Source organism: Halorubrum rubrum (assembly GCF_024494685.1).
Taxonomy (GTDB): domain Archaea; phylum Halobacteriota; class Halobacteria; order Halobacteriales; family Haloferacaceae; genus Halorubrum; species Halorubrum rubrum.
Genome location: NZ_JANHDM010000011.1, coordinates 129,417 through 138,855 on the forward strand (window position 1 = coordinate 129,417; position 9,439 = coordinate 138,855).

9 protein-coding genes and 1 pseudogene are annotated in these 9,439 nt (G+C 63.5%); 5 read left to right on the plus strand and 5 right to left on the minus strand.

What is annotated here, in order from left to right; genetic code table 11:
• Window positions 1-465 precede the first annotated feature (465 nt).
• Window positions 466-1,164, plus strand: coding sequence for a LiaF transmembrane domain-containing protein (locus tag NO889_RS12845; RefSeq protein WP_256412640.1), 699 nt, complete (start codon window positions 466-468; stop codon window positions 1,162-1,164).
• Window positions 1,165-2,333: 1,169 nt separating this feature from the next.
• On the opposite strand, the gene NO889_RS12850 is transcribed toward NO889_RS12845, so the two are convergent.
• The 3 genes from NO889_RS12850 to NO889_RS12860 form a co-directional block, all read right to left on the minus strand.
• Window positions 2,334-2,510, minus strand: coding sequence for a hypothetical protein (locus NO889_RS12850; protein WP_256412641.1), 177 nt, complete (start codon window positions 2,508-2,510; stop codon window positions 2,334-2,336).
• Window positions 2,511-2,650: 140 nt separating this feature from the next.
• Entirely contained in the window at window positions 2,651-3,481 is an 831-nt protein-coding gene (locus tag NO889_RS12855; protein ID WP_256412653.1) for an IS5 family transposase, read from the minus strand.
• 467 nt (window positions 3,482-3,948) lie between these two features.
• Window positions 3,949-4,779: a hypothetical protein gene (locus NO889_RS12860; protein ID WP_256412642.1), complete on the minus strand. Its 831-nt coding sequence runs from the start codon at window positions 4,777-4,779 to the stop codon at window positions 3,949-3,951.
• An 89-nt stretch (window positions 4,780-4,868) separates the two neighbouring features.
• On the opposite strand from NO889_RS12860, the gene NO889_RS12865 reads away from it, so the two are divergent.
• From NO889_RS12865 to NO889_RS12875, 3 genes are all read left to right on the plus strand, one after another.
• Complete coding sequence (locus NO889_RS12865; RefSeq protein ID WP_256412643.1) at window positions 4,869-5,369, plus strand: cupin domain-containing protein; 501 nt, start codon at window positions 4,869-4,871, stop codon at window positions 5,367-5,369.
• 83 nt (window positions 5,370-5,452) lie between these two features.
• The gene (locus NO889_RS12870) at window positions 5,453-5,884 is read left to right on the plus strand and encodes a universal stress protein (protein ID WP_256412644.1); all 432 of its coding nucleotides are present in this window, start codon (window positions 5,453-5,455) and stop codon (window positions 5,882-5,884) included.
• Between the two features lie 131 nt (window positions 5,885-6,015).
• Window positions 6,016-6,249 (plus strand): YgaP family membrane protein, encoded by a 234-nt coding sequence (locus tag NO889_RS12875; protein WP_256412645.1) that lies wholly within the window; start codon window positions 6,016-6,018, stop codon window positions 6,247-6,249.
• A 33-nt stretch (window positions 6,250-6,282) separates the two neighbouring features.
• On the opposite strand, the gene NO889_RS12880 is transcribed toward NO889_RS12875, so the two are convergent.
• Both NO889_RS12880 and NO889_RS12885 read right to left on the minus strand, forming a co-directional pair.
• A complete protein-coding gene (locus NO889_RS12880; RefSeq protein ID WP_256412654.1) occupies window positions 6,283-7,074 on the minus strand; it encodes an aldo/keto reductase in 792 nt (263 codons plus the stop codon).
• A 119-nt stretch (window positions 7,075-7,193) separates the two neighbouring features.
• The gene (locus NO889_RS12885) at window positions 7,194-9,059 is read right to left on the minus strand and encodes an aldehyde ferredoxin oxidoreductase family protein (protein ID WP_256412646.1); all 1,866 of its coding nucleotides are present in this window, start codon (window positions 9,057-9,059) and stop codon (window positions 7,194-7,196) included.
• Between the two features lie 202 nt (window positions 9,060-9,261).
• Here NO889_RS12885 and NO889_RS12890 point away from each other — a divergent pair.
• A pseudogene (locus tag NO889_RS12890) lies at window positions 9,262-9,439 on the plus strand (phosphoadenosine phosphosulfate reductase family protein); the annotation flags it as partial.

The window sequence follows — 9,439 nt, forward strand, 5'->3', positions numbered from 1 at the left end:
GTTTAGCAACTACCGAGGAGTGGATTCTCGATTTTCGGAGTGTAACATCTGACAAACCGAGAGGACGAAGCTATGTGGGTACGAGTTACTGACGCTCATTCTCTCTCGTTATGCCCGATCTTGAAGGCGGATATGCCGCCGTCGGAGCGGTACTCGGAATTCTATTCGGTCTGATGCTCGGTGGTCCGTTTGGTGTTCTCTTGGGTGACTTAGTCGGTGGAGGAATCGGGTGGTATCTCGAACGCAAAACCAACTGATTAGCGCCCTCCATCTTACACGCACGAATTCTTTGTAACACAGGTGCGTGAGTGGAACCCGAACCCGTAAGTTCACGGTTCACAAATCAGTTAATACGCTCCAGTCCTCCTGATAGAACTCGATCCGCTTGGCGTACGGCCTGCTCCTGTCTTGAGCACGACCATCAGGTGGCTCATATTTAATGTGCTCGTTGGACAAGCACGATCTATGACTCGAAATCTCTCTGGACGACTCACTACTGGCGGCCTCATTGTCCTCATCGGTCTGCTCTTGCTCCTTTCAACGACAGGCGTTCTCGAAATTCGATCTATCTGGGAGTGGGTTCCGCTGCTGTTCGTACTCCTTGGTGTCTGGGCATTGCTTCGAAGTGAGTTCCGGAACCTCGTCGGCCCGGTGATGATCATCGCTATCGCGGGAACGTTCTTCCTTCGCAACGTCGGTACCCTACCGGATGGGACGATCAGCACTTGGTGGCCGCTGTTTGTCGTTCTGTTTGGGCTCTTGATACTGGTCAATCGCTCGCGGCGACGCCAACGTATCCGACTTGAAGGCCATAGCGCTGCCGGTGAATTGACCGCCATCGCCGTCTTCGGTACTGACGAACGGCGCGTCTCCACTGATCGGTTTACCGGTGCAGAACTCGTCTCGGTGTTCGGTGATGCCCTCATCGATCTCCGCGAGTCCACTGTTCGGACGCGTCCCGCCATCGTCGAGACGATATCGGTGTTTGGAGACGCTGAAATCCGGGTTCCGAACGACTGGGACGTCCGGATCGAGACACTCAGCATCTTCGGCGAGACGACCGACCGGCGTCCGAAACGGTCCGACGCCCAAACAGGAGATGGCGATCCAGACCTGATCGTGACTGGCATCGCGGTGTTCGGAGACATCCAGGTCCGTGACTGACGTCCCGTTCGCACACACCGAGCCGCATTGAACGACCTCCGCGATTTTCATCCGACAGATAGTCTGACCAGTCCAATGAAAAGCGAATTCCTGTAGAATAGACCACTTTGGAGGCTAACACAACATCAAATTGTGGACTATCTGGGTATCCGGTTCGGTCTGATGAGGCGCTCACCCACTCGTTGCGGTATGATAGACTACAGCCCCGGAAACGAGCGCAATCACCAACCCGGCACCTGCACCGGTTGTGAGTAGTCTCCTCAATTTCTGGATAATTGAGATCATCCCCGATAATGCTACAAAGAGGGTGAGTATCGGTCAAATCTCCATACAGCCAGTCGATACGAAAGAACAGTTATGACAACTGCACCGACGACGAGCAGACCGCCACCGACAAGCTGGAACGACTCACCGCTGACGGACTGCACAGCTGTCCCGATACCGTGGAACCATGTCGAAGCATCCGAGAGCACTCCGACATCCTCTCCGGCGACCAACTGCAGGAGCACTGCTGGGAGGAAGCCAACGATGCCAGCGACGAGTGTACGAGCGAATCGCGGATTCAGCAGACATAACGTGAGGAGCATCGTTGGACCCGTTACTGCATACAGTTCGAACCACCTCGTTCGGCCTTCCGTCGGTATCGTTGGAGGAAGGTCGGCCGTCACCGTAGGACGAGCAAGTACACGATAGCGAGATTGATGAGTTCGCCCAGTATCCGTTTCTCTACCAACAGATTCGATTTTCGGTCCCACATCACGACGAGGACCACCGTCGATAGGACGGCGGTAGCGACGAGTACTCTCACTGCCCAATCTTGGTAGAGAATGTAGCCCACGCCCTCGACGGCGCATCCCAGCGCGGCGACGATGTACAGGACGCTGCCGATCGGGAGAATCGTCTCTGTGGCTCTGTTGAAATCCTATTTTCTCGATACCTTTCTTGCCGGAGTAGTCGTTATGCAGATGTGGGACTTCTCGTTAGAGAAATCACCAGTTTCGGATGGATACTTATGCGAGCGTGCTGCATACACAGCGCGACTCGCATGGCGAGCAAGATGAGGCGACGGTTTTCTGTTCCATCGTTCCATTGATACGATCTCAAGGACTTGCTGAATATAGAGCATGTCTGCAGCACTGAATGACAACTCGCCTCAATCGAGACTCTTGCTATCCAGTCTGCCACCCGATGAACCTCTCAAACCCAAAAGTAAAGCCGAGAAAGACGACAGCGAACACGAACCAACGGAACACATCGAAGGTGCCAGTGAATGCAAGGACGTTGAAAATGTACGACAACGATGCACCAACGAATGCAGCGACGTAGAGGTTCCGTCGGATATCCATGTAGGTACTTCTAACGACAGTGTGTTAATTCTTCACTAGTGGTATACACGAACGCGTACCTTGATCGTCGAGTACTCACGAATTCCTTCGGTGCTACATACGCGCCCAGGGCCTTGTTTAGACGCTCGAATTCACGTGTTTCAGGCGGTGAGAGACTGCTCGATGTTTCTGATGGCGACCTTTAGGACGATCTCTCGAAACTGACCAAACCACGTTCTGGCTTTAATCGTCGAGCCGAATCGCTTGCGCAGCGCGAAAAATATCGATTCAATAATAGATCGTCGATGGTACGTTTCATCATCAATCCGAGCATTGTGAGCGGCATCAAGCGAGTAGAATTCACGGTGCTTGATCACCGGTCTGATGCCTTCTTCACGCAGCATATGACGGAGTTCGTCCCAGTCAAAGCCTTTGTCGGCGACTACAGTTCCTAGCTGTTCGAGATTTCTCGTGAGGACTTGCCACGCGATCTGTGTGTCGTGTGGAAGGTTCTTTGAACAGTGAACATCGAGGATTGCTCTCGTCGAGCAATCCACGAGAAGCGTGGTTTTAACCGACTCAAACGTGCCTTTGACACGCTTCGCGTAGTTGTGGCTGGACGAACGATGAGCGAGACTGGTGGAGTCGATGGCCTGAATCTCTCCAGTATCAAATAGATTCACCGACAGCCGCAACAGCACTCGCCAGACGCGCATCTTCAGCGCTTGCTTCCGAGCACAAACCGTGGTGAAGTCCGGCAACTCCTCGACCGACAGCCCGAGTTTCTCCACGATATCAGGCATTTCACGGAGGATATCGAGGAGTCGGCGGTACGGAAGGTCGAGATATTCACGGAGTCCGTGGAGAGTGATGATCACCCAGTCAGCGTAGCCACCTTCCCCTTTCTTGACAGGCTTATTTCCGTCACTCCCGACAGATTTTTGAGACAAAGCCACACATCGGTCGGTGAAGCGGGCGAGTTTCGAAGGCACATCGAACTCTGCTCGCTTCACTTCCTCGAAATCACGCCGTTCAGGCAATATTCTTAGCGTCTAAACACAGCCACCGGCGTGTATCCGGCAAGCCCGTCAGAACCCATCACTGACCGAGAATTTCACTAAAGCCGACTCAACCGAGACCACCCCACCGAACGACGGATTCTCGATGCGGTGGCGCGTGCCGTGAGCGCCCCATCGGGCCGCGAACGAACCGCGCGAGGGAATCGGCCGACCGGAGCGAAGCGGAGGGCGGATGACAGGGAGAGAGCGAGGCTCTCGCTTGCAGCCGGACGTAGTCCGGTGACGAGGCTGGGGAGGCGTGAGGCGCGGTAGCGGGCGGGATGGGGGTTTGGAGGCTCCTTCACAGTCGCGGCTTCTGCTGCGTACGGGCGGGCGACTGGGGCTTTGGCGGTGTCGCCGCCTCAACGACGGACGATCGAACCCTTCCGCCGGACGCACACTCACGCCGCGATCCCCCACAGCCCGATAGCGACGAACAGGATCCCCACGAGAAGCGGGAACGCGGCCCGCCGGAGCCGCGAGAGCACGAATCCGCGGATCGAGCGATCCGTGATCACGAGGTCGCCCGCGAGCGCGAGACCATCTCTCCCCTCCCCACGATCGACCCGCCCGGCGACGAGGTACGTCCCGTCGGGGTCGATCCGCCGCTCGATATACCGACGAGCGCCGAAGAGGGGGATCGCCGCGACCCAGCCGGCGACGGGATCGAGCCCCTCGCGGGTGTCGACGAACCGCCGGATCCGGTCCGGCGGCGTCTCCGTCGCGCCGACGCGGACGACCGTCGACGCCGTGTCGAGCGCGAACCGCCGCGACGACGGCCGGACGGCGAGGTCGCCGCCGGGACCCTCAAGCACGAACGACCTCGTCGCGACGCCGTCGTCGAGGCGGGCGTCGAGCCACGGGAGCCCGACCGCGAACGGCTGGCGCTCCGTGACCTCGAACTCGAAGCCGAGGCAGTCGGTTCCGGTGAACGGTGCCGAGAGCGTCTCCCCCGCGGCGCGGGCGGTTCCGCGGACCGCCACGAACTCGCCGTCCGCGGCCTCCCTCGCCGCGTCGGGATGCCGGACTTCGGCTCGAAGAAGGCGCGGGAGCACCGCGAGCGGGCGGAGCCCGTACCACGCCATCGCGAGGCCGAGCCCGACGAGGAGGGCTCCGAAGAGGGTCAGATACATCGACGCGGGGCGGCCGAGTTCGAGCGAGTCGTCGCGGACGATCGCGGGGACGATCCGGCCGTTTCGGTCGTGACGGTCGTGGAGGGGATCACGTCGCACGGTTCGGAGGGGCGGCTCATAAAGGTCCACGACGCCGCGAGCGGCCCCCCGCCCCCCGGAACTATGGCGTCCGCTTCCGTCGACGGCCCATGGGGCACGTGAACGAGACGGATCTGGAGTGGATCGAGACCGACCGCGGCGAGGCCCGGTTCAAACGCAAGCAGCTCGGCGAGGCGGCCGGCAGCGACGCGCTCGGGTGTAGCCTGTACGAGATTCCGCCGGGCCACAAGTCGTGGCCGTACCACTACCACACCGCGAACGAGGAGGCGATCTACGTCCTCGAGGGCACCGGCGCGATCCGACTGGCGACGGGAGAGGACGGCTCCGCCGACGGGACCCGTCCGATCGAGGCGGGCGCGTACGTCGCGCTCCCGGCCGACGCGTCCGGAGGCCACCGCGTGATCAACGACTCCGACGACCCCCTCCGATACCTCGCGACCTCGACGATGGTCGAGCCGGACGTCACGGTGTACCCCGACTCGGGAACGTTCGGAGTGTTCGTGGGATCGCCGCCGGGCGGCCGGGAGGAGCGGTCGCTGGAGGGGTACTACGACGCCGACGCGGGCGTCGACTACTGGGACGGGGAGTAGCGGGCGGTCTCCACGGTCCCCGGAGAGCCACGACACGGGAACGCCCGACAGGAGTTATGTGGGTCGCGGCGAAACCTCCAGATATGCGTTACCTCGTAGCCACCGACGGGTCCACGCTGGGGGACGAAGCGGTCCGGTACGCCGCACGTCAGGCGATCGCGTTCGACGCCACGCTCGTGATCGCCCACGTGTTGACGCCGGACTCCGAACTGATCGACGGCACGCTCGTCCTCCCCGGCGAGGAGGCGGCCGTCGAGGAGGGCGAGCGTATCCTCGAGAACGCGCGGTCGGTCGCCGCCGACCTCGCCGACGAGGAGGACGTCGAGATCGACGTCGAGATGCAGCTTCTCACCGGCCGCCCCGCGGACGCGATCACGGAGTTCGCGGGCGAGACCGCGGCCGACGCGATCTACGTCGGCCACCGCGGGCTCTCCGAGGAGCGCGAACAGGTCGTGGGCAGCGTCGCGAAGAGCGTCGTCGACAAGGCGGTCGTCCCGGTGACGGTCATTCGGTGACGGTCGTCCGGCGACGGACATCCGGCGACGACGACCGAGACGACTCGCCGCCGATCGCTGCCGCTTCCGGCGATCGCCGTCCGGATCCGATCGCCGATAGCCTTTAGTCTCCCGCGGTAGTAGTGTGTGGTATGGACAAGAACGTGGGAGCTATGGACAAACGCGTCAGGACGGCCGTCGGCGCAGCGTTGGGGGTCGCGTCGCTCGCGACGCTCGCCGGATCCGTTCCGCTTCCGGCGATCGCGGCACCGATCCTCGGTATCGCCTCGCTCGCCATGCTCGTCACCGCCGCGACCGGGACGTGCGGACTGTACTCACTCCTCGGGATCGACACCTGCTCGGTCTCGCCCGACGAAACGCGATAATCGACCCGAGCGTTCGGAACCGCTTCGGCGGCGTTACTCCCAGGCGTCCGGGCCGAAGTCCGGGTGAACCCGCCGGTCGTACCGCTCGATCCCGTCGATCCGATCCAGCTCCTCGCCCGTCAACTCCAGCGTCCGGCTCGCCCAGTTGTCGACGATGTGGTCCTCGCTCGTGGCCTTCGGGATCGCCGTCACGCCCCGCTCGCGGAGCCACGCCAGGCTGACCTGCGCCGCGCTCGCGTCGTGGTCGGCGGCGATCTCCCCGATCACGTCGTCGTCGAACACCGTTCCCCGCGCGAGCGGCGAGTAGCCGACGATCTCGTAGCCGTGTTCCTCCGCGTGCTCGCGCAGCTCCGTCTGCTTGCAGAACGGATGCGTCTCGACCTGGTTCGCGAAGACCGGCGCGTCGAGAACGTCCATGGCCCGCTCGACGTGGTCGGGCTCGAAGTTCGAGACGCCGACCCGGTCTATCAGCCCGCGATCGCGGAGCTCGTCGAACGCCGGCAGCGTCTCTTCGGGGTCGTACGCGCCGGCCGGCCAGTGGACGTACAGCAGGTCGACGGCGTCGACGCCGAGCTTCGCGAGGCTCTCCTCGGTCGTCTCGATGACGTCCTCGTACGCGAGGTTCGAGATCCACACCTTGGTGGCGAGGAAGACGTCCTCGCGGTCGACGTCGCTCGCGGCGATCCCCTCGCCGACGGCCGCCTCGTTGCCGTACGCCTGCGCGGTGTCGATGTGACGGTAGCCGGCCTCGAGGGCGGCCCTGACGCTCTCGGCGCACTGCTCGGGGTCCTCGTTCTCCCAGGTGCCGAGTCCGAGGACCGGCATCCCGTTCGCTCGCGTCACGCCGTCGGACGACTGCTCGGAAGAAGGCATGAATGGAGGTGGACGCTCGAGCGACTAATGGGTTCGGAAACGCGCGCGAGAACTCCTCCGCGGCGTCGGGATCACCTCCCGATCTCGACTTCGTCCGGGACGAACGCCTCGAGCTCGAGCCGATCTATCGTCTCCGCCTCCGGGACGCCCTCGTCGGTCCAGCCGCGAATGTCGTAGTACTCCTCGAGCATCGTCTCGAACTCCGTCTCGGTGACCCGGTTGCCGTCCGCGGGGCCGCCCGACTCCAGCGGCCGCGTCAACCGTTCGGGGAGGCTGTCGTCCTCGCGGCCGAACCCTTCGCGGAGGTTGAAGAGGCGGGTCATCGTCCACGCCCGCTCGCCGACCGTCTCGAGGTCGTCGACGGTCAGATCGTAACCGAACTCGCGGAGCCACTCGGCGACGCGCTCGTAGTTGTAGGCGGTGAAGTCGCACGCGACCATGCTGAACGAGAGCGCGCTCTCGTTCTGCTCTGCGACGACGGTCGCCGCGTGCCCCTCGGTGTCGAACGGGTCGCGCTCCCCGCCGAGCGCGTCCGAGCCGATCGGGAACGCGCGTTGATGACAGCCGCCGCGGTCCGAGGTCGCGTACGCGAGCGCCATGCTGAGGGACGCGCGCGGGTCGTACGCCGGAAGCTCCATCCCCTTCACCTCGACTGCGGCCTCGCGGGCCTCCGGAGCGTCCGGACAGAGGCGCTCCGCCGCGCCGACCGTTCCCTCGGCGAGCGCGTCGCCGATCCCCTCTCGGTGGGCGACCTGCTCGACCACCCGCGCGGCCGTCTCCGCGTCGCCGAACTCGATGTCGAACTCCACGAAGCCGCGCTCGCTCGCCTCCATCAACCAGGAGAGGACGTTCCCCAGGGTGATCGTGTCCATCCCGAGCCGGTCGGCGCGGTCCGCGAGTTCCGTCACGCCCGTCACGTCGGTCACGTCCGTGTTCGCGCCCATCATCCCGATCGTCTCGTACTCCGGCCCCCACGCGACGCTGGCGTCCGGGAACGCGCCGTCGACGTCGGTGCCGGCGAAGTCGGTGACGTGCCCGCAGGCGACCGGACAGTTGTAACAGGAGTCGGGTCGTCGATGTCCCGGCTCGAAGGCGTCGATGTTGAGCGTCTCGACGTCGTCTATCGTCCCCTCCGTCCAGTTGTGCGAGGGGAGCGCGCCGACCTCCTGGGTCCAGTCGACGATGAGCTGCGTGCCTCCCTCCCGTGCCCACTCGACCTCCGCGTCGTTTCCGAGCCGCCGCATGTGGTCGATCCGGAGGTCCTGTAGCTCGCCGTCGTCCGGCTTCGTTCCGCTCGCGACTACCGCCTTGAGGTTCTTGCTGCCCATCACCGCGCCGACCCCGCCGCGACCCGCGTGGTGCGAGGCCTCGTCGCTCGAGATCGTCGCGAACCGCACCCGGTTCTCCCCCGCCGGCCCGATCGCCGCGACCTTGGTGTTGCGGTCGGCGAACTCTCGGGCAGTCTCGCGGGCGTCGTGGCTCCCCCACAGGTGGTCGGCGTCCTCGATGGAAACCTCGCCGTCGTCGACGCGGAGCAGGACCGGCTCGTCGGCGCTGCCCTCGAAGACGACGCCGAGATAGCTCGGCATCGCGAAGCGGAACATCGACGGGAAGTGTCCGCCGGAGTACGAGTCGACGAACGCGCCGGTCAGCGGCGACTTGGTCACCACGCCGTACCTCGAGGTTCCCGGTGCGTGTCCCGTGAGCGGACCGAAGGCGAAGAACAGCGGGTTCTCCGGGGAGAGCGGATCCGTTCCGGGCGGCAGTTCGTTGAGGAGCATCGCGGCGCCGAGTCCCTTCCCGGAGACGAACGCGTTCCGGTACGACTCGGGGATCTCCTCGGTCTCGACGGTTCGTTCCGAGAGGTCCACCCGAAGCAGGTGACGCATCTCGCTCGGTACGCTGCCGGTCGCGGCTCCGTCCGTCCTGGTTGCCATTGACACGACATCACGGCGATCGTACAAAAACGTGTGCGGCGAGGCGTCCCGGATCGGATTCGTCACGCTCCACCGTGAACCTCTGAGGACTCAGCACTCGTCCCGTTTGCGTTTCGCCCACACTCCGTGTGAGCCGTGTTCACGGGCGCTACCCGCGAGAAAACACAAAACCCTTCTTCCTCGCACGCCGCGTCCCAAGCGAATGAGCGACTTCCCCGAGGCGATCGACGTCGACTACGCGGACGGCGAGGGCGAGGGTCCGGGCGATTACCCGTCGCTCCAGCACAAGATCGAGAAGGCGGTCGAGGTCACGCGGCGGGGTCTCGAGCAGTACGACAACCCCGCGGTGATGTGGACGGGCGGGAAGGACTCGACGCTGA